This is a genomic window from Micromonospora sp. H61 (assembly GCF_018070325.1).
GTDB classification, from domain to species: Bacteria; Actinomycetota; Actinomycetes; order Mycobacteriales; family Micromonosporaceae; genus Micromonospora; species Micromonospora salmantinae.
Map to the genome: position 1 here is coordinate 1 of NZ_JAGPXY010000077.1, position 19,491 is coordinate 19,491.

At 72.6% G+C, this 19,491-nt stretch carries 20 protein-coding genes; 7 read left to right on the top strand and 13 right to left on the bottom strand.

Going from position 1 to position 19,491, the window contains the following annotated elements; genetic code table 11:
- Positions 1 to 582: 582 nt before the first annotated feature.
- Entirely contained in the window at positions 583 to 1,875 is a 1,293-nt protein-coding gene (gene tyrS / locus KBX08_RS27540) for a tyrosine--tRNA ligase (RefSeq protein ID WP_210786261.1), read from the bottom strand.
- Positions 1,876 to 1,974: 99 nt separating this feature from the next.
- Between tyrS and KBX08_RS27545 the strand changes: the two genes are divergently transcribed.
- Complete coding sequence (locus tag KBX08_RS27545; RefSeq protein WP_210786238.1) at positions 1,975 to 2,364, top strand: PaaI family thioesterase; 390 nt, start codon at positions 1,975 to 1,977, stop codon at positions 2,362 to 2,364.
- Positions 2,365 to 2,386: 22 nt separating this feature from the next.
- On the opposite strand, the gene KBX08_RS27550 is transcribed toward KBX08_RS27545, so the two are convergent.
- The 6 genes from KBX08_RS27550 to KBX08_RS27575 all read right to left on the bottom strand — a co-directional run bounded on the left by KBX08_RS27550 (position 2,387) and on the right by KBX08_RS27575 (position 7,566).
- Positions 2,387 to 3,724, bottom strand: a complete 1,338-nt coding sequence (locus KBX08_RS27550; RefSeq protein WP_210786239.1) for a hemolysin family protein — start codon at positions 3,722 to 3,724, stop codon at positions 2,387 to 2,389.
- Between the two features lie 202 nt (positions 3,725 to 3,926).
- Entirely contained in the window at positions 3,927 to 4,568 is a 642-nt protein-coding gene (locus KBX08_RS27555; RefSeq protein WP_210786240.1) for a YgjV family protein, read from the bottom strand.
- A 9-nt stretch (positions 4,569 to 4,577) separates the two neighbouring features.
- The gene (locus KBX08_RS27560) at positions 4,578 to 5,078 is read right to left on the bottom strand and encodes a GNAT family N-acetyltransferase (protein WP_210786241.1); all 501 of its coding nucleotides are present in this window, start codon (positions 5,076 to 5,078) and stop codon (positions 4,578 to 4,580) included.
- A gap of 46 nt (positions 5,079 to 5,124) precedes the next feature.
- Positions 5,125 to 6,600: a serine hydrolase gene (locus KBX08_RS27565; protein WP_210786242.1), complete on the bottom strand. Its 1,476-nt coding sequence runs from the start codon at positions 6,598 to 6,600 to the stop codon at positions 5,125 to 5,127.
- Between the two features lie 50 nt (positions 6,601 to 6,650).
- Positions 6,651 to 7,154 (bottom strand): helix-turn-helix transcriptional regulator, encoded by a 504-nt coding sequence (locus tag KBX08_RS27570; RefSeq protein ID WP_247670163.1) that lies wholly within the window; start codon positions 7,152 to 7,154, stop codon positions 6,651 to 6,653.
- Positions 7,155 to 7,209: 55 nt separating this feature from the next.
- Positions 7,210 to 7,566: a cyclic nucleotide-binding domain-containing protein gene (locus KBX08_RS27575; protein WP_307850665.1), complete on the bottom strand. Its 357-nt coding sequence runs from the start codon at positions 7,564 to 7,566 to the stop codon at positions 7,210 to 7,212.
- A gap of 297 nt (positions 7,567 to 7,863) precedes the next feature.
- On the opposite strand from KBX08_RS27575, the gene KBX08_RS27580 reads away from it, so the two are divergent.
- The 3 genes from KBX08_RS27580 to KBX08_RS27590 all read left to right on the top strand — a co-directional run bounded on the left by KBX08_RS27580 (position 7,864) and on the right by KBX08_RS27590 (position 12,360).
- The gene (locus KBX08_RS27580; protein WP_374101969.1) at positions 7,864 to 10,401 is read left to right on the top strand and encodes a cation-translocating P-type ATPase; all 2,538 of its coding nucleotides are present in this window, start codon (positions 7,864 to 7,866) and stop codon (positions 10,399 to 10,401) included.
- Between the two features lie 96 nt (positions 10,402 to 10,497).
- Entirely contained in the window at positions 10,498 to 11,385 is an 888-nt protein-coding gene (locus KBX08_RS27585) for a universal stress protein (protein WP_210786244.1), read from the top strand.
- Between the two features lie 102 nt (positions 11,386 to 11,487).
- Positions 11,488 to 12,360 carry a universal stress protein gene (locus tag KBX08_RS27590; protein ID WP_210786245.1) on the top strand — a complete coding sequence of 291 codons (873 nt, stop codon included), beginning with the start codon at positions 11,488 to 11,490 and terminating at the stop codon, positions 12,358 to 12,360.
- Here the strand turns inward: KBX08_RS27590 and KBX08_RS27595 are convergent.
- The 5 genes from KBX08_RS27595 to KBX08_RS27615 all read right to left on the bottom strand — a co-directional run bounded on the left by KBX08_RS27595 (position 12,353) and on the right by KBX08_RS27615 (position 16,403).
- Positions 12,353 to 12,991, bottom strand: coding sequence for an FMN reductase (locus tag KBX08_RS27595; RefSeq protein WP_210786246.1), 639 nt, complete (start codon positions 12,989 to 12,991; stop codon positions 12,353 to 12,355). The genes KBX08_RS27590 and KBX08_RS27595 overlap by 8 nt on opposite strands.
- Positions 12,988 to 14,130 (bottom strand): LLM class flavin-dependent oxidoreductase, encoded by a 1,143-nt coding sequence (locus KBX08_RS27600; RefSeq protein WP_210786247.1) that lies wholly within the window; start codon positions 14,128 to 14,130, stop codon positions 12,988 to 12,990. Before KBX08_RS27600 ends, KBX08_RS27595 begins: the two co-directional genes overlap by 4 nt.
- A gap of 161 nt (positions 14,131 to 14,291) precedes the next feature.
- The gene (locus KBX08_RS27605) at positions 14,292 to 14,567 is read right to left on the bottom strand and encodes a ubiquitin-like small modifier protein 1 (protein WP_210786248.1); all 276 of its coding nucleotides are present in this window, start codon (positions 14,565 to 14,567) and stop codon (positions 14,292 to 14,294) included.
- A gap of 2 nt (positions 14,568 to 14,569) precedes the next feature.
- Positions 14,570 to 15,655 (bottom strand): exo-alpha-sialidase, encoded by a 1,086-nt coding sequence (locus KBX08_RS27610; RefSeq protein WP_210786249.1) that lies wholly within the window; start codon positions 15,653 to 15,655, stop codon positions 14,570 to 14,572.
- 88 nt (positions 15,656 to 15,743) lie between these two features.
- Positions 15,744 to 16,403, bottom strand: a complete 660-nt coding sequence (locus tag KBX08_RS27615; RefSeq protein WP_247670164.1) for a DNA-3-methyladenine glycosylase — start codon at positions 16,401 to 16,403, stop codon at positions 15,744 to 15,746.
- A gap of 157 nt (positions 16,404 to 16,560) precedes the next feature.
- On the opposite strand from KBX08_RS27615, the gene KBX08_RS27620 reads away from it, so the two are divergent.
- The 3 genes from KBX08_RS27620 (at position 16,561) to KBX08_RS27630 (ending at position 17,977) form a co-directional block, all read left to right on the top strand.
- Positions 16,561 to 17,016 (top strand): hypothetical protein, encoded by a 456-nt coding sequence (locus KBX08_RS27620; RefSeq protein WP_210786250.1) that lies wholly within the window; start codon positions 16,561 to 16,563, stop codon positions 17,014 to 17,016.
- A gap of 86 nt (positions 17,017 to 17,102) precedes the next feature.
- Positions 17,103 to 17,528, top strand: a complete 426-nt coding sequence (locus tag KBX08_RS27625) for a DNA-binding protein (RefSeq protein WP_210786251.1) — start codon at positions 17,103 to 17,105, stop codon at positions 17,526 to 17,528.
- 95 nt (positions 17,529 to 17,623) lie between these two features.
- Positions 17,624 to 17,977, top strand: coding sequence for an MmcQ/YjbR family DNA-binding protein (locus KBX08_RS27630; protein WP_124771195.1), 354 nt, complete (start codon positions 17,624 to 17,626; stop codon positions 17,975 to 17,977).
- 43 nt (positions 17,978 to 18,020) lie between these two features.
- On the opposite strand, the gene argH is transcribed toward KBX08_RS27630, so the two are convergent.
- The gene (gene argH, locus KBX08_RS27635) at positions 18,021 to 19,484 is read right to left on the bottom strand and encodes an argininosuccinate lyase (protein WP_210786252.1); all 1,464 of its coding nucleotides are present in this window, start codon (positions 19,482 to 19,484) and stop codon (positions 18,021 to 18,023) included.
- Positions 19,485 to 19,491: the final 7 nt, after the last annotated feature.

The window sequence follows — 19,491 nt, forward strand, 5'->3', positions numbered from 1 at the left end:
GCAAAAACTGACCAGTCCGGGGTATAAATCATAATTGGCACTGGCTTTACAAGCACCCTGTTGAGTTCTCAAAGAACAACCACACACCGACCAGAAGCCCCACCACAGTGGAACCCCAACCGGGGCTAATTCCCGCTCTCACACCCGGCGCTTTCAGCGCCAGGCACTTTTACTACGTTACCCGCTCGCTTCCGCCGTGTCAAACCGATATTTCGCGGTTCGCCATGCTTCAACCCGATAATGCGGGCACCATGTCGCAACCGGCTTGCGCCGCTCTCGTCATGGATTCGGCAGGCCGGCCGTCGCGATTTCTCGCGACCCGCCCGGTGCCCTGCCGGTTCGTAACCATACCCGGTCGGTTTCGCGGCGCCAAATCCGCCTCGCGGCGTTTCTGGCGGCACCTCCCGGTCGGGGTTCCGGTGGGCGTGCCCACCCGACCCCCAGGCCGTTGGCCGGCGCTCCGGCCGCTTCAGACTTTCGTCTGTTTCGTCCGTTCCGCGCTGGCAGAGAGAAAGTTACGCGTCCGGCGGGATGATCGTCAAATCCGCCGGACGCGTCCCCCGTCACATCGTCGACAGGTGGCTATTCACCCAGCTCAACGCCCGCGAACGAACGCTTCCCCCGGCGCAGCACCAGGTATCGCCCGTGCAGCAGGTCGGCCGGCGACACCGTGGCGTCCACCTCGGTCACCCGGTTGTTGTTGACGTAGGCCCCGCCTTCGGCGATCACCCGCCGAGCCTCCTTGAGGCCACTCACCAGACCGGAATCCCGCAGCAGACCCGCCACATCCGGCAATTCGCCGCTGAGCCGTACGAGACCCGCCTCGGTCAGGGCCGCGCGCAAAGTCTCCGGCGCCAACTCGTCCAGCGAGCCGCGGCCGAAGAGCGCCTGGCTGGCGGCGATCGCCTGTCGGGTCTCGTCGGCACCGTGCACAAGGGTGGTCAGTTCCTCGGCGAGCGCCCGCTGCGCCAGGCGGGCCGCCGGCCGCTCGGCGGTGGCCTTGGCCAGCTCCTCCAGCTCGTCGCGGGTGCGGAAGCTGAAGTACCGCAGGTAGCGGTCGACCTCCTGGTCCTCGACATTGAGCCAGAACTGGTAGAACGCGTACGGGCTGGTCATCGTGGGGTCGAGCCAGACGGCACCGCCCTCGGTCTTGCCGAACTTCGTGCCGTCGGACTTGGTGACGAGCGGCGTGGTGAACGCCTGCACCGGCCCCGCGCCCCGCCGGCGGACGTAGTCGACGCCCGCGGTGATGTTGCCCCACTGATCGGAGCCGCCGAACTGGAGCTGACAGCCGTGCCGGCGGTGCAGCTCGAAGAAGTCGTTGGCCTGCAACAGCTGGTAGCTGAACTCGGTGAAGCTGATGCCGGTCTCCAGGCGGGCGCGCACCACCTCCCGCGCCAACATCTTGTTCACCGGGAAGTGCTTGCCCACGTCGCGCAGGAACTCGACGATCGACATCTCGCCGGTCCAGTCCAGGTTGTTGACCAGCTGCGCCGCGTTGTCCCCGGTGTACGACACGAACGGCGCCAGCTGGTCACGGATGCGCTCGACCCAGCCGGCGATCACGTCGGGCGGGTTGAGGGTCCGCTCGGCGCTCTCCTTCGGGTCACCGATCTGCCCGGTCGCCCCGCCCACCAGCAGCAACGGGCGGTGGCCGGCGAGTTGCAACCGGCGGGCCATGGTGACCTGCATGAGCGAGCCGACGTGCAGGCTCGCCGCGGTGGGGTCGAAGCCCACGTAGTACGTGGTGGACTTCCCACCGTCGAGCAGCTCACGCAGCTCGTCGAGGCCGGTCGAGTCCTGTATCAGGCCACGCCAGAGCAGGTCGTCGGTCAGGGAGTCCCGCCCGGGCGGCGGAGGGCTGATGTCGGTCACGGTCACCGATTCTCCCCCATCGCCGGCACCAACCCGTACCGGGTTTGACGCAACCCGCCCCGGCTAGGCTTGCGCCCGTTGATCGAGGAGGGCTTTGCCATGGAGATTCCGGATCTGACGGGCGGTCTCGTCGCCCTGCTCGACCTCAAGTTCGAGGAGGCCAGCGCCGACCGGGTGGTCATCAGTTGGCGAGTCCGCCCGGAGCTGCACCAGCCGTCCGGCATCCAGCACGGCGGGGTGTACTGCTCGGTCGTGGAGACCGCCGCCAGCGTGGGTGGCTCCCTCTGGCTGGCCGACCGGGGCACTGTGGTCGGGGTGTCGAACCAGACCGATTTCCTGCGGGCCGTCCGGGACGGCGAGCTGAGGGCTGTCGGCACCCCGGTGCACCGGGGCCGCAGCCAGCAGCTCTGGCAGGTGGAGGTCACCGACGCCGACGAGCGGCTGGTCGCCCGTGGTCAGGTCCGGCTGCAGAACCTCTCGCCCGCCTGAGCGACGGCACTCGCCCGGCGGGTCAGCTGCGGGCCTCGTACAGCATCGGCTCCGCGGCCTGGTCGGTGTCGGCGTCGCCGTCAGCTTCATCGGGTACGCGGCGGAGCCGTACCTCGGTGATCGCCCGGTGGTCGATGCCGGCCACCACCAGCACCCACCCGTCCAGCGTGACGTCCTCCCCGGCGACGGTCGGGATGTGCCCGAGCCGAGCCAGCACCAGCCCGGCGACTGTGGTGTAGTCACCGGCCGGGCGCGACGGCAGCTCCACGCCGATGTCCGGCAGATCGTGCACCGGGAAGGTGCCGGGCAGCAGCAGCGCACCGTCGGGGTCGCGCCGTACCGAGCGCACATCCCGGTCGGTCTCGTCGTAGATCTCGCCGACGATCTCCTCGAGGATGTCCTCCAGGGTCACGATGCCGTCGACGGCGCCGCGCTCGTCCACGACGAGCGCGATGTGCTGACGCTCGGCCTTGAACTGGCGCAGCGCGTCCACCACCGGTAGCGAGTCGGGCAGCAGCATCGGCGGTCGGGCGATCTCGTCGACCGGGCGGTCGTCGGGCACACCCACCAGGTCACGCAGGTGGATCACTCCGGCCGTGTCGTCCAGACCGCCGTGGCGCACGACCGGAGCCCGGGAGTGCCCGGTGGCGGCCAGCACCAGCCGCGCGGCCTCCGCGGTGGTGCCGCTGTCGAGCGTGAAGACCTGCAACCGGGGTACGAGAACAGCCCGCAACCGCCGGTCGGCGATCTCCACGGCGCCGGCGATGATGGTGCGCTGCTCCTTGGTGAAGCCGTGGTTGCCGGCGACGATGTCGCGCAGCTCGTCCGGGCCGATCTCCTCCGGCTCGTGTTTGGGGTTGAGCCCGACCAGGCGGACCACCACGTCGCTGGTGGCGCCGAGCGCCCAGACGGCCGGCCGGGTGAGGCTGGCCAGCAGGTCGAGCGGGCGGGCCACCAGCAACGCCCACCGCTCGGCGGACTGCATGGCGATCCGCTTGGGCGCCAGCTCGCCGAAGACCAGGGTGACGAAGGTCAGCGCGAGGGTGACCGCCACGATCGCCACGGTCTCGGCGGCGCCGCCGAACATCCCGAGCAGCGGCACCAGGGGTTTGGCCAGCGACACCGCCGCGGCGGCGGAGGCCAGGAACCCGGCGAGGGTGATGCCGATCTGGATGGTGGCCAGGAAGCGATTCGGGTCCTTGGCGAGCCGAGCCAGCACCCGCCCGGCCCGGCTGGTGCGCTCCAGCCGCTGGATCTGGCTGTCTCGCAGCGACACCAACGCCATCTCGCTGCCCGCGAAGAGCGCGTTGATCACGACCAGGACTCCGACCAGGGCCAGTTGGCTCCCGTAGCTCTGCACGCCCGGTTCGCTCCCTCGTGGTGGTGGCACCGGCCGCTACGCGCGGCACCCGCCGGTCGGCGAGCCCGCCCGGCGTAGGCGTGTCTTTGCCCCGTCCGGCGCCGGCCGAATCCTGCCCCGGCGACGCTACGCCGAATCGGGCGAGGTGAGGCTACGCCGAATCGGACGACGGTGACGCTACGCCGGCTGGGGCGTCGGTGAGCTAGGCCGCCTGGGGCGTCGGTGACGCCGGCAGGTCGAGGACGTACGAGTCGCCCTCCGGGCGGAAGCCGAGCCGGTGGTAGTAGGGGGCCACCATCCGGGGCGGGCTGACCACCCGGTGGAAGCCCCGTTCGGTGAACAGGTGGCTGCGCCGGTAGACGAACTCGCCCGGTGTGAAGTCACGGAACTTCGGGGTCACGTAGTCCAGGTCGATCTGGGCGACGCCGGGCGCCTCGGCGTGCGACAGGACCACACCGACCACCTCGTCGGCCGTGACCACGAGGAACGCCGAGCACCCGGACGCGTCCGGGTCCCAGTGGAAGCCGGGGTTGAACCGGGCGATGTCGGCGGCGTGCACCCGCAGCGTGTGCGCGAGGAACTGGTCGCCGACGCCGACCTCCACCACCTGGTAGGTCTTCTCGTCGTGCCGGGTGGCGAGCATCCCGCGCAGGTACCAGATGTTGATCACCGCGAGCACGACGTTGAGCCCGACGCCGGGCCAGACCTCGATCGCGGCGTTGTAGCCGATCAGCACGAAGCAGCCGACGAGGTTGAGCGCCCGCAACCGCAGGATGCGCGACTGCAGCAGCGACCAGACCAGCACCGCGGAGCCGGCCCAGCCGACGAGATCCAACCAGTTCACGCCGCGAGACTAGTGCCCGCCCAGGTCAGGGCCGTCGGCGGGCAGCTCCAGCAGCCACTCTTCGACGTCTTCGCCGCGGCCGTTGGCGTACCCCGAGTCTGCACCGACCACCACGAACCCGCACTTGCGGAGCACCGCGAGGGAGGCGGCGTTGTCCTTGGCGGCGCGGGCGTGCACCGGCCGGGGCAGCTCGCGCAGCAGGGCGGCCAGGGCCGCCGTGGCGTGGCCCCGACCCCAGCGTGCCGGGTCGATCCAGTAGCTGACCTCGGTCTGCCCCTCGGCCGGCCAGGCGCTCACGTAGCCGACCACCTCGCCGTCGACCTCGGCGGTGCGGACCAGGTTCGCCGGGTTGGTGAGCACCCGGGCCCAGTGTGCGGCGAACTCCCGACGGTCGGACGGGTCCTTGGGGCCGAACGCGGCCATCCGGTTGGCCTCCGGGTCCTGCTGGTGCAGGAAGAACTCGACGAGGTCGTCCTCACGGACCGGGCGCAGCAGCAGATCGGAGGCCATCGGCCGAGGGTACGCAACGGCTGTGACACGAAGCCGCGGCGCGGCGTCAGCCGGCGACGGCTACGACCGCCAGCACGGCGGCGCCCAGGGAGCTCGCCACCGACAGCAGGCGACGCCACGGCACCCGCGCGTCGACCACCGGCAGGGCCCGCCACCGCGTCGCCGCCAGGGCCACCCCCGCCGCCGACAGGCCGGCGCCGAGCGGCCACAGCCAGGCCGGCACCATCGACCAGTCCCCCATCCGGTGCCCCAACCCGAGATAGGCGAACGCCCAGACCGCCGCGGCCAGCAGCGTCACCTGGTCCAGTTGGCGACGGCGGGCGGTGCCGAGCAGGGAGAGGCCGCCGAGGAAGGTGAGGACGACCGCGAGGCCGGCGCCGATCCACGGCAGCACCATCGACGTCGCCGAGTCGGCCTCCTTCGGCGACACCCCGAGCAGCCGCAGCCCGATCGGCTCGACGCCCTTGTCGGTGTTGCCGAGCACCACCACCGCCCGGCCGGTGGCCCGTTCGAGGCCGACGTAGGACCGGAACCCGCCGGTAGCGCCGTTGTGCCAGACCACCTCGCGATCACCGTGCCGGGTGGTGAACCAGCCGTACCCGATGCGGGTGTCCTCGTCCTCGCGGAAGCGGGCGGTGGCAGCGTCGGCACCTGGTGCGGTGCCGGCGAGGGTCGCGGCGAGCAGCCGGCCGAGGTCCTCCGCCGTGGACCAGTGGCCGGCGCCGGCCGGCGCGTAACCCGCTCCCGCCCACGGATCGAGCGGCCGGCCGCCGGCCCGGCTGCCCTGGGCACGATCGGCCGGCAACTCGTCGTCGCGGGTGGCGACGACCGTGGCCGTCATGCCGAGCGGCCGTAGCAGCCGGTCGTGCAGCAGCTCGGGGTACGCGACGCCGGCCTTCGCGGCGAGCGCGTGGCCGAGCACTGACGGCCCGAGGTTGGAGTAGTGGACCTCGCCGCGCTCGTCGTCATCGGTGCTGACCCGGTCGGCGGCGCTGCGGATGGCGTCGACGCCCTGCCCGGCGTAGAGGTTTCCGCCGGAGACGTTGGACCAGAGGATGCGTGCCCACCCCAGCGGGGAGCCGGGGGCCAGCCGGGGCAGGCCGGCGCGGTGGCTGGCGAGTTCGGCGAGCGTGACGTCGCGGGCGGGGCCGCTGACCTCGGGCCAGGTGGCGCCGAGTCGGTCGTCAGGGCCGACGACACCGGCGGCGGCTTGGTCGGCGAGGAGCATGCCGGTGAGCGCCTTGGTGACCGAGCCGATCTCGAACCGGGTGCCGGGCTCGACGGGCCGACCGGCGAGGTCCCGGTCGCCCAGGCCGGCGGTGCGGATCCGGCCGTTCTCGACCAGGGCGACGGCGAGCCCGCGGAGCCCCGACGGGTCGGGCGTGGCCGACCGGGCGGCAGCGGCCAGGTCGCGATCGCCGGTGGTCTGCGCGTCGAGTCGGGGCACCTGGGGCATCAGCGCCACCCCGACCAGGCCGGCGATCAGCGCGACGACGAAGGCGGTGACGGTCGTCCGGCGCATGGTGGTTCCTCCGTGGGGGGTCGTCGGATGGGCGGCCGAGCCGCGTCTGGTCAGCGGCCGGCGGCGGTGAGGATGGCCAGCAGCGGCACCACGCGTTCGGCGGGGACCGCGTACCGACCTCGGCCGGCGCTGCGCAGCCAACCGGCGGCGGTGATCTGGCGCAGGTGGTGGTGCAGTTGGCCGGTGGTGCCCAACTCCTCGATCTCGGCCAGCTCGCTGGTGCTCTGCCGGCCGCCGATGATCTCCCGCAGTAGCCGCAGCCGCACCGGATGGGCCAACGCGGAGAGGGTGCCGGCCAGCTCCGTCCAGTCGGCGGCGAGCAGGTCGTCGACGGTGCGGCCGTACTGCCAGTCGTAGTGCTGGTCGGCGACGCGGACGGTGCCGGTGTAGACGACCGCGCCTGTGCCATCGACCGGCAGTCGTTGCTTGAGGCCGTCGAGCGCCCAGAAGGCGCCCTCGGGAGCGGGCGGCGTCGGCGGTGCGACCGTCAACCGCTCGGTCAGGGTGGCGACCTGCGCCTCCAGTGCGGCAAGCCGCTCCTCCATCGTGCTCATACGTCGATATTACGAAAGTACGTACTTCCGTGCAAGGGCGGAGCGACATCCGTGACTAGCCGTACAGCTCCAGCAACCGGCCCCGCGATGCCTGGAGACGGTCGACGACCACGGCCATGAGCCGGAGGGTGAGCTGCCGCCCGAGGGCGTCGTCGGATTCGATCAGCCGCCGCACTCCCTCGGCGCTGAACTCGACCGTTGTGGTACGGCGCACCGCGACCGCCCCGAACTGCCACCGGTACGGCGGAAAGATCCAGGACCAGCCGAGCACCCCGCCCGCGCCGATCGTCTCGATCCCGATATCGCCCCGGCCGGGCACCGGAAAGTCCAGGGCCACCTCGCCGCCGGAGAGCAGCCAGAACCGTTCGGCCGGCTGACCGGCGCGAAATACCCGGTGAGCCTCGGCAGGCACTCCGGCGGCAGCCCGGTCAGGAAAGGGTGCTCCCGGAGCACGTCCAACGGCGTCATGGTGCCGTCCTTCCGTCGCGGCCGCTGCCGGCCCTTACCCCATCCGACCCCCTCCCGGATACGCGGCGCGAGGGCCGTTGGTCCCGGGCCGCATGGGCGCAACGCCTCTGCCCGGCGCGATCGCACAGCCGGATGGTGGGACGAGACGGCGTGCCGACGACACGCGCACAAGACGGGGAGGTCGCGGGTGACGACGACCGGAGGACGAGGCGGGATCCTGGAGGACCCCGTCGACCTGGCCGTGCCGGTCGGGCTCGACGCGGCCGAGGCCGCCGCCCGGCTGCGCGCCACCGGCCCCAACACGGTCGCCCCACCACCCCGCCAACACCTGGCCGTACGGGTCCTGCACCAGCTCACCGACCCGCTGGTGGCACTTCTGCTTGCCGCGGCGGCCGTCACCACAGTGCTCGGCGACTACCCGGACACCGCGGTGATCGTCCTGGTCGTGCTGGTGAACACCGTCATCGGGGTCGTGCAGGAGGTACGCGCCGATCGCGCGATCGCCGCTCTGGACCGGCTCGCCGCGCCCGCCGCCCGGGTGGTGCGCGACGGCCGGGAACTGGCGGTGCCCGCCGCCGACCTCGTCCACGGCGACCTGGTCCGCGTCGAGGCCGGCGACATCGTCCCGGCCGACCTGCTGCTGATCGAGGCGAGCCGGCTGCACCTGGACGAGTCCGCGCTGACCGGTGAGTCGGTGACGGCGGGGCGTACCCCCGGCGAGGAGGCGTTGGCCGGGACGGTCGTCACCACGGGACGGGCAGCCGGCACCGTGCTCCGCACGGGAGCAGTGAGCGCCCTGGGCCGGATCAGCGCACTGGTGGCGGGTACCCGTCCCACCACCACACCACTGCAGCGCCGGCTCTCCGCCCTGGGTCGGGTGCTCGGGTTGGTCGCCGTGGCCCTGTCCGGGCTGGTGTTCGCCATCGGCGTGGTCGGTGGCCGCCCGGTGGTGGACATGGCGATCACAGCGGTGAGCCTGGTGGTCGCGGCGGTGCCCGAGTCGCTGCCGGCCGTGGTGACCCTGGCCCTCGCGCTCGGCGCGCGCCGGATGGCCGCCGCGCACGCCATCCCGCGCCAACTGCACGCGGTCGAGACACTCGGCTCGGTGACGGTGATCGCCTCCGACAAGACCGGCACCCTCACCGAGGGGCGGATGGCGGTGCAGCAGGTGGTCACGTCCGACGGCGCCCGGTACGAAATCACCGGCACCGGGTACGCCCCGTACGGCATGGTGCACCGGGACGGCGCGGCGGTGGCCGTACCGGAGAGGCTGCGCCGACTGGCGCGCGCCGGGCTGCTCTGCAACGACGCCGCCCTGTCACCCCCGGATGACGAACGATCCGACTGGGCGGCTGTCGGTGATCCCCTGGAAGCGGCGCTGGTCGCCTTCGCGGCCCGGTGCGGTCTCGACCCACAGACCACCCGCGCCGCCTGGCCCCGGATCGCTGAGCACCCATTCGACCAGGCACAACGCCGGATGATCACCGTGCACCGCTCCTGCGACCAGCGTTACCTGGTGGTCTGCAAGGGCGCACCGGAGAGCATCCTCGGCGCGCCCCTGCTGGACGCCAGCGCCGAGGAGATCACCGAACTGACCAGCACCGCCCATCGGCTGGCGGCCGAAGGGTTGCGGGTTCTCGCCGTCGCGGCCGCCCTGGTGGACCGGATGCCCAACCTCGCCGCACCCACCGGGCTGCGTCCGGTGGGGCTGGTCGCCGTCGGTGACCCGCTGCGCGTCGGCGCCCCGGAGATCGCCGACAGCTTCGACACCGCCGGCGTACGGCTGCTGCTGATCACCGGAGACCACCCGGCCACGGCCGCGGCGATCGGGGGTCAGCTCGGCCTCTGGCGCGCTGGCGACCCCCTCGGCAGCGGCGATGACGACCAAGCGGCGCACCCGGACACCCGGGTCTTCGCCCGGACCCAGCCGGAACAGAAGCTCGACATCATCGCCGGCCTGCAGGCCCGTGGCGAGGTGGTGGCGATGACCGGTGACGGGGTGAACGACGCCCCGGCGCTGCGGCGCGCCGACATCGGGGTGGCCATGGGTAGCGGCACCGAGGTCGCCCGGCAGGCCGCTGACCTGGTGCTGGTCGACGACGAGCTGTCCACTGTTGCCGCCGCGATCGGCGAGGGCCGCCGGATCTACGACAACATCCGCCGGTTCCTGCGATACGCCCTCGCCGGCGGGGTGGCCGAGATCATGGTGATGCTGATCGGCCCGCTCTTCGGGTTGGCCGTACCGCTGCTGCCCGCCCAGATCCTCTGGGTCAACCTGCTGACCCACGGTGTGCCCGGTGTGGCGCTCGGTGCCGAGCCGGCCGAACTCGGCGTCCTGCGCCGCGCGCCGCGCTCGCCCCAGGAGTCGGTGCTCGGCGCCGGGCTGGGTCGGGACGTCCTGGTCACCGGCGCACTGATCGCCGCCGTGGTGCTCGGCGCCGGCGTGTTCGCCGCACACCGGGGCCTGCCGTGGCAGTCGGTGGTCTTCGTGGTGCTCGGGCTGGCCCAGCTCGGTGTGGCGCTGGCGGTCCGAGCGCCCCGGCTGCCTGGAGCCCGACACGGCAACCCCGGCCTCCTCGTCGCGGTGGCGGCGTCGGCGCTGCTCCAGGTCGGTGGGGTGCTGTTCGCTCCGCTGCGGGAGCTGCTCGGCACCGACCCGCTGGGGCCGAGCGTGCTGCTGGCCTGCGCGGCGGTCAGCGTCGTGCCCGGGCTGGCGCTGCGGCTGGCCCGTCGCCGGCCGTCGCTGGCCTCGTCCCGCCATGACGCTGACACGGCGTGACGAATGACGGGACCAACGGCCCTCCGATCGTTGTCGTACGCCCCTGACCGCCGGGCCAACCTCGCACGAGGATGAAGACGGATGAAGGAGGACATGATGACCAGCAGATCCGGTGCTCCCGTGGTGGTGGCGGTGGACGGCTCGACCTCGGCGCTGGAGGCGGTGCGGGTCGCCGCCCAGGAAGCGACGGTGCGACAGCGCCCGCTGCGGGTGGTGCACGCGTTCATCTGGCCGCTCTACGACGTACCGCTGATTCCGGGGCCTGGCGCTCCCGTCGACGCCGGGCTCCGCAACCAGGCTGAGCTGACCGTCGCCGAGGCGGTGACCGAGGCCGGCAAGACCGCGCCGGAACTCGCCGTCACCGGCGCGGTGATCGACGGCGCGGCCACGCCGGTGCTTCTGGGCGAGTCCCGGGACGCGGCGCTGCTGGTGCTCGGCAGTCGGGGCCTGGGAGGTTTCGCCGAGCTGCTGATCGGCTCGGTGGCCGTGCAGGTCTCCGCCCGCGCCGAGTGCCCGGTGCTGGTGGTCAAGGGTGAGGCGCGCGCCGACGGCCCGGTGCTGGTCGGCGTCGACGGCTCGGCCCTGTCCACGGAGGCACTGGCATTCGCCTTCGAGGAGGCCGCGCTGCGCGGCACCGACCTGGTGGCCGTGCACGCCTGGCTCACCCCCACGCCGACCGGCCCCGGCGACATCCTGCCGTTGGTGTACGACGTCGACGCGCTGGCCGCCGACGAGAAGCGGGTGCTCGCCGAATCTCTGGCCGGCTGGTCGAAGCGGTACCCCGAGGTGCCGGTCCGCCAGTGTGTGGCGTACGGCGCGGCGGCGCGGGTGCTGGTGCAGCAGTCCGCCACCGCGCAGCTCACCGTGGTCGGAGCACACGGCCGGGGCGCCCTCGCCGGTGCTCTGCTCGGCTCGGTGAGCCACGCGGTGCTGCACCACTCGCACAGCCCGCTGGCGATCGTCCGGCACCGCCGGGACGCCTGAACGCCGTACCGCCGAACGCGCCGGCCACCTATCGGCCGGCGCGTCCGGCGGCGCGGCGCGGGTACGAGGTCGACAATGACCTGACCGACCCAGGGAGCGCCGATGAACCGACCTGTCGTGGTGGGCGTGGACGGCTCGCCGTCCAGCCTCGTCGCCGCCGAACACGCGGCGCGGGCCGCCGTGCTGCGGTCCCGACCGCTGCTCCTGGTGCACGGCTACCTGCATCCCTCCGGGTACGGCGTGCCACTCAACCCGTACGACCTCGGGGTGCCGGCGCCCTCCGAGGAGGCGCAGCAGATGTTGGAGCGCACGGCGGCCGAGCTGACCGGCCGGTGGCCCGGCCTCGCCGTCGAGGTGCGTCAGGTCCTCGGGGGCCCGGGGGCCACCATGATCGAGGAGTCCCGCCGGGCGGAGCTGGTCGTGGTGGGCAGCCGGGGCCTGGGCGGATTCACCGGGCTGCTGCTCGGCTCGGTCGGCGCGCAGGTGACCGCGCACGCGCACTGCCCGGTGCTGGTGGTCCGCCCGGACGAGCAGCCGATCCCGGTGGACGGCCCGGTGCTGGTCGGCGTGGACGGGTCCGAGTCGTCCCGGCTCGCCGTGGGCCTGGGCGCCGACGAGGCGGCGCTGCGGGACGTGCCGCTGGTGCTGGTGCACGTCGGTCCTGCGGACGGGGACCGGACGGTGCCGGAGGAGATCGAGGAGTCACAGGCGGCGTACCAGGCCGAGGCGGTGCGACTCCTGGCCGACGCCTCCGCCGTGGTGCGCGCCGAACACCCCGACCTGGTGGTGCGGGAGCATCCGGTCCGGGCGGCCGGCGCGGCCCAGGGGCTCATCGAGGCCAGCGGCACGGCGTCGCTGCTGGTCGTGGGCACCCGGGGCCGGGCCGGGTTCGCCGGTCTGTTGCTCGGGTCGGTCAGCCAGGCGGCGATCCAGCACGCGCACTGCCCGGTGCTGGTCGCCCACCCGGTCAGCTGACCGGCGCTCCGCCGTCGCCTCGGCCGAGCATCTGCAGGAAGTCGGTGGTGAGGGCGAACGGGTCGGCCGGCCCGGTGGCCGGTGGCCGGCGCTCGATCTGGTCGGCCAACTCCCCGGCGGCGCGCCGGATCCGAGCACGCAACGCGCCATCGGCGGTGCCGTCGGACCAGTCCTCCGGGGCGGCGAAGACCGCAGTCGGGACGACCACCGACCGAAGGTAGGCGAACATCGGGCGGACGGCGTGCTCCAGTGCCAACGAGTGCCGGGCGGTGCCGCCGGTCGCGCCGATCAGCACCGGCCGGTCGACGAGCGACTCGGAATCCAACACGTCGAAGAAGGACTTGAACAGCCCGTTGTACGAGGCGCTGAAGATCGGGGTGACGGCGATGAGCCCGTCCGCCCCGGTCACCATGTCGACGACCTCGCGCAGCGCGGCCGGCGCGAACCCGGTGAGCATGTTGTTCACCACGTCGTGGGCGTACTCGCGCAGGTCGACGACGCGCAGCTCCACTTCGGAGCCGCGCCGGACCAACTCGTCGCGGGTGGCCGCGGCGAGCTGGTCGGCGAGCAGCCGGGTCGACGAGGGCTGACTCAACCCCGCCGAGACGACGGCCAGGGTGCGGTGGGTCATCGGGTCGCCCCCTCCGGAGCCTTGCCCGTCACGTCGTCGACGGCGTGCACGGTGCTGTCCTTGGCACCGCCTGCGGCGGCGACCAGCGAGGCGTGCGTCGGCGCCGCCGGCACGTGCGCCGGACGCAGCGCGGCGAACTCCTTGCGCAGCACCGGCACGACCTCCTCGCCGAGCAGGTCGAGCTGCTCCAGCACTGTCTTCAGCGGCAACCCGGCGTGGTCCATCAGGAAAAGCTGCCGCTGGTAGTCGCCGACGTACTCCCGGAAGCCGAGCGTGCGGTCGATGACCTGCTGCGGGCTGCCCACTGTCAGCGGGGTCTCCCGGCTGAACTCCTCCAGCGACGGCCCGTGCCCGTAGACCGGGGCGTTGTCGAAGTAGGGCCGGAACTCCCGGACCGCGTCCTGCGAGTTGCGGCGCATGAACACCTGCCCACCGAGGCCGACGATGGCCTGGTCGGCGGAGCCGTGGCCGTAGTGCGCGTACCGCTGGCGGTAGAGCGCGATCATCCGCTGGGTGTGCTCCTTGGGCCAGAAGATGTGGTTGGCGAAGAAACCGTCGCCGTAGTAGGCGGCCTGCTCGGCGATCTCCGGGCTGCGGATCGAGCCGTGCCAGACGAACGGGGGCACGCCGTCGAGCGGGCGCGGCGTCGAGGTGAACGACTGCAACGGGGTGCGGTACTTGCCCTTCCAGTCGACCACGTCCTCGCGCCACAGCCGGCGCAGCAGGTCGTAGTTCTCGATGGCCAGGGGGATGCCGGCGCGGATGTCCTTGCCGAACCACGGGTAGACCGGGCCGGTGTTGCCGCGGCCCATCATGAGGTCCACCCGGCCGCCGGAGAGGTGCTGGAGCATCGCGTAGTCCTCGGCGATCTTCACCGGGTCGTTTGTGGTGATCAGCGTGGTGGCGGTGGACAGCAGCAGCCGCTCGGTGCGCGCGGCGATGTAGCCGAGCATGGTGGTCGGTGACGACGGCACGAACGGCGGGTTGTGGTGCTCGCCGGTGGCGAAGACGTCCAGGCCGACCTCTTCGGCCTTGAGCGCGATCGCGACCATCGCCTTGATCCGCTCATGCTCGGTCGGCTCCCGACCGGTGGTCGGATCGACAGTGACGTCACCGACGGTGAAGATTCCGAACTGCATGACCAGCTCCTCGCGTGTCAACCGGGTGCCGTCGTGGTACCCGGACGCAGCTCTCAACTTATTTGACGACGCAACTATTCCGTGGGCGGGACGCCTGGCAGTGGCGCCGGTCACCCCCGTAATCGGACATCGGGGCAGGAATCCCCTCGGTGTCGACCCGGTCAGCCGCCCGCCACCGAGGGCAGCACCTGCACCTCCGCGCCGTCCTCGACCGGGGTGGCCAGACCGCCGGAGTGCCGGCAGTCTTCGCCGTCGACGAAGACGTTGACGTAGCGGCGCAGCTCGCCGCGCTCGTCGCGGATGCGCCGGGCCAGCCGGGGGTGCGCGACGGCCATCTCGTCGAGGACCGCCCGCAGTGTCCCGGCGGCGGCGACGTTCAGCCGACTCGCGCCCCCGGCCTCGCCGCGCAACGGGCCGGGCAGCAGCACGGTGACCACGCTCAGACCTCCGCAGCGCGAACGCAGAGCACGTCGGGCAGGTGCGCCGCGACCGTCGACCAGGAGTCGCCCTCGTCGCGGCTGGCGAAGACCGAGCCGGAGCGGGTGCCGAAGTAGACGCCACCGGGGGTGGAGTCGTCGGCGCACATCGCGTCCCGCAGCACGGCCGGATAGAACGGGCCCTCGGGCAGCCCGACCGACAGCGGCTCCCACTTGCCGCCGGCGTCGGCGGAACGGAACACCCGACAACGGTGGTCGGTCGGGAACCGCTCGCCGTCGGCCACCAACGGGAAGGTCCACACCATGTCGCCACGCCCGGGGTGGGCCACCATCGGGAAGCCGAAGTCGCTGGGCAGCCCGTCGGCGATCGAGGACCAGGTGCGGCCGTCGTCATCGGAGCGGTAGACGCCGTGGTGGTTCTGCGCGTACAGCCGCTCGGGGTTGCCGGCGTCCCGGGCGACCTTGTGCACGCACTGGCCGAACTCCGGCCACTCGTCCGGCATGAAGTAGGCGCGGATGCCGGTGTTGCCCGGCGCCCAACTCGCCCCGGCGTCCTCCGAGCGGTAGACCCCGCCGGTGGACATCGCGACCAGCAGCCGAGCCGGGTCACGCGGGTGGGGCAGCACCGTGTGCACGGCCTGACCACCGAAGCCGGCCTCCCACTGCGGGCGGTGCGGGTGGTCCCAGAGGGAACGGACCAACTCGAAGCTGCGGCCACCGTCGGTGGACCTGAACAGCGCCGAGGGCTCGGTGCCGGCCCAGACGACGTCCGGCTCGTCGGGGCCGGCCGGCATCAGCTGCCAGACCCGGCCGAGGGAGACCCCGGTGTCGGCCGGAAACGCGACCGGCGCCTCGTCGGGCTCGTCCCAGGAAGCGCCGAGGTCGTCGCTGGTGGCGACGCTGGGGCCGAAGTGTGAGCTGGTCATGCCGGCGAGCAGCCGCGGGGTGGGACGACGGGTGTCGACAGCGACCGCGTAGACACCCGTCATCGGAAAGTGCGGCCCGGTGATCTCCCAACTGCGCCGGTCGTCGGTGCTGGTGGCAAGGAACAATCCCTTCGCCGTGCCGATCGCGAGCAGTGTCGCCATGACGTCCTCCGAACCGTCGGTGAGCAGGTCCGGTGATTATGGCCACACCCCCCGACAGGTTCCGCCGCCCACACGCCGGACGACGCGCTCAGCGGCGCAGGCGCGGCACGTGCCGGCGATAGGCGCTGACCGTAGGGTCGGCGTCCAGCCAGAACCGCCAGGGCAGATCGTGGGCGCCGGTCACGCCGACCCGAGGACCCGCCACCACCGTCTCCGGCGGCACCGGTCGGGCCGGGGGGCGCAGCCGGACCGGGGCGTCGCCGAGCAGGTACGCCCCGTACGCCTCGCGGTCGATGCCGAGCGCGGAGCAGAGCCGGGCGGGTCCGCGGGCCAGGTCCACGTCCCGCCGGATGGCCGGCCGGCGCTCCCGTGCCGTGGCCAGCCCGTCGACCACCTCACCGGCGCGCAGCAGTACGGCGGATGCCTCCCCCTCGACCCCGGTGACCACGTTCATGCACCAGTGCATGCCGTAGGTGAAGTAGACGTAGGCGTACCCGGCGGGGCCGAACATCACGGCGTTGCGCGGGGTGCGACCCCGATGGGCGTGCGAGGCGGGATCGCCGCCACTTCCCGCGTACGCCTCGACCTCGGTGATCCGGACGGTGACCCCGTCGGCGTGCAGCCGGCAGCCCAGCAGCCCGCGCGCCGCCGGCAGCAGTGGACCGGCGAGCAGGTCCGCCAGCGCCGCCAGGTCGGTGTCGGTGCTGCGGTCACCGGACGACAGGGCCATGTCCACGACGGTACCCATCCCGCCACCGGCCGGGCGCGGCGACCATTCAGCCCCCGGCCCGAACAAGACTCACGTCGCACATCAGACAACCGGCCGAACAGTGAAACCGGACCGTCGGCTCGGGGGTGTTCCCGATGTCGTCGCAGGAAGCGACGACATCACGGGAGGAGTCACCATGACCGTACGGAGCATCCGGCGACCACTGATCGCCACCGGCCTCGTCGCGGCGGCCGCGACAGTGGCCTTCACCCCGTCGGCCAGCGCGAGCGTCCCGCTGCGCGCCGCGGCGCAGGCCGACGACGCGTCAGTGACCGCGTTCGTGGTCGGTGCCACCGGCAAGATCGAGGCGAAGGGCGCGGCGGCGATCGTGCCGGTCACTGTGACCTGCTCGAAGGCCATCGACTTCGACATCACGGTCAAGGTCGCGCAGGCGGTCGGTCAGACGATGCGCGCGGGCACGACGGTGCGGAGGGTCACCTGCGCGGAGGGCACCCAGCAGGTGCGGATCGCGGTGGTCCCGGTCGAGCGTCCGTTCGTGGCGGGCGTCGCGTTCGGCGTGCTGACCGCGAACCCCTGTGACCCGTACTGCACACCTATGCACGACGAGCGCCAGTTCAACCTGGCGCTCTGAGGTCTCGCCTGGCGGCACGGCATGCCCGTGCCGCCAGGCTTCAACATTTCGTTGACAATCAGGCGTTCATAAGGTGTGCTCGGGGTATGACGACCGAGGACATCTTCACCGCGCCGGACCCTGGCCGGGCCCGCGCCCACCGCACCCACGAGGCGTTACAGCGGATCAGCGAGCGGCACGCCGGCACCGACACGCGGCGCGGCCGGTGGGCCCACCCGTACGTGCTCGACCCGTGGGAGGCGGTCGCCCTGGTCACCGCGCTGGCCGCCGGCGGGGCCGAGCGCGAACCCGCGGAGGAGCCGATCGACGCCGCCGACCTGACCGCCGCGCTGACCCTGCTGCCCCACGTCCGCGCCGAGCTGGACGCCCTGGAGGCCGGCCTGCTGACGCTGGCCCGCGACCGGGGGCTGACCTGGCAGGCGATCGCGTACGGGCTGGGGTTGGGCAGCGCACAGGCGGCCCGGCAGCGCTACGAGCGGGTCGCCGCCCGCTCGGCCGAGCAGACCCCCTGATCCGGCGCAGCTTGGGCCGGGACCGGGCGGATCGGCACGCCGCGCGTGTGACGGCCGCGGGGCGGGCACACTGTGCGCACGACGAGGAGGCACCCATGGAGCGCGCGGAGATGTTGGCGTACTGCCTGGCCAAGCCGGGAGCGTGGCTGGACCAACCGTGGGAGGGCGACGAGGTGGTGAAGGTGGGCGGCCGGATCTTCGCGTTCCTCGGCAGCGCCGGGGGCAAACCGACGGTAGGCATCAAGTGCGGGCCGACTCGGGAGGTGGCCGACGAGTGGCTGCACCGGCACCCCGACGACGCCAGCGTGATGGCCTACATCGGCCGGTCCGGGTGGAACACGCTGCGCCTGGACGGCGGGATCGACGACGAGGAGCTGACCGAGGCGGTCGACTCGTCGTACGACATGGTGGTGGCCAAGCTCCCCAAGCGGGAGCGCCCGACGGCCTGAACCGCCGCGGCGCCGGCGGCCAGCGCCGACGCCACGGCACAGCTCAGCGCGGAACGACCCGCTCGGTGGCCCACTCCCGCCAGCCGGCCAGCCGGTCCGCCGCGTCGGCGAGCTGGTCGGCGACCGGGCCGGGGCCGGTGGAACCGGGGGTGGTCCGGGCCGCGAGAGCCGAACGGACCGAGAGCACGTCGCGCACCGACGGGTCGAGGTGCCCGCTGATAGCGGCCAGGTCCTCGTCGGAGACGTCGTTCAGCTCGCACTCCCGAGCCGCGCAGAGCGCCACCAACTGGCCGGTGATCTCGTGCGCGTCGCGGAACGGCACGTTGCGTCGGACCAGCCAGTCGGCGACCTCGGTGGCGAGGGAGAAGCCGACCGGTGCGGCGGCGACGAGGCGGTCCACCCGGACCGTCATCGTGGAGATCATTCCCGCCAGGGCCGGAAGCAGCAGCTCCAGGGTGTCGACCGCGTCGAAGGCCGGCTCCTTGTCCTCCTGCATGTCCCGGTCGTAGGTCATCGGCAGGCCCTTGAGCATGGTGAGCACTGTCATCAGGCCGCCGACCAGACGCCCGGACTTGCCCCGGGCCAGCTCGGCGATGTCCGCGTTCTTCTTCTGCGGCATGATCGACGAGCCGGTGGCGAAGGAGTCGTCCAGCTCCACCCAGCCGAACTCGTGCGAGGTCCAGAGCACCACCTCCTCGCCGAGCCGGGACAGGTGCACCCCGATCAGGGCGGTGGTGAAGAGGAACTCGGCCACGAAGTCCCGGTCGGCGACGGCGTCCATCGAGTTGGCGAACGACGTACGGAAGCCCAGCTCCTTGGCCACCGCCACCGGGTCCAGTGGGAGCCCGGAACCGGCCAGGGCGCCCGCGCCGAGCGGGCTGATCGCCGCCCGGTGGTCCCAGTCGCGCAGCCGCTCGAGATCGCGCAGCAGCGGCTGCACGTGGGCGAGCAGCCAGTGCCCGAAGGTGACCGGCTGGGCGTGCTGGAGGTGGGTCATGCCCGGCGCGGCGGTGTCGATGTGCCGCTCGGCCTGCTCGACCAGCGCCTCCGCCAACTCGACCAGGCGGCTGGCCACGCCCCGGGCGTGGTCGCGCAGGTAGAGCCGCAGGTCGGTGGCGACCTGGTCGTTGCGGGACCGGCCGGCGCGCAGCTTGCCACCGAGGCTGCCGAGACGCTCCAGCAGACCGCGCTCCAGCGCGGTGTGCACGTCCTCGTCGTCGATGGTGGGGCGGAACGTTCCGGAGGCGCAGGCGGCCTCCAGGTCGTCCAGCGCGGCCAGCATCCGGCCCAGCTCCTCCGGATCGAGCAGGCCGGCGCCGGCGAGGACCCGGGCGTGCGCCCGGGAACCGGCGATGTCGTACGGGGCCAGGCGCCAGTCGAACTGCACGCTCACCGACAGTCGGGCGAGCGCCTCGGCGGGGCCGCCCGCGAACCGGCCACCCCAGAGGCTCGTCCGGTTGGTGGCGGCGCTGTTCTCGGTCAGGCTCTTGTCGTCCACGTCGCCCATCATTGCG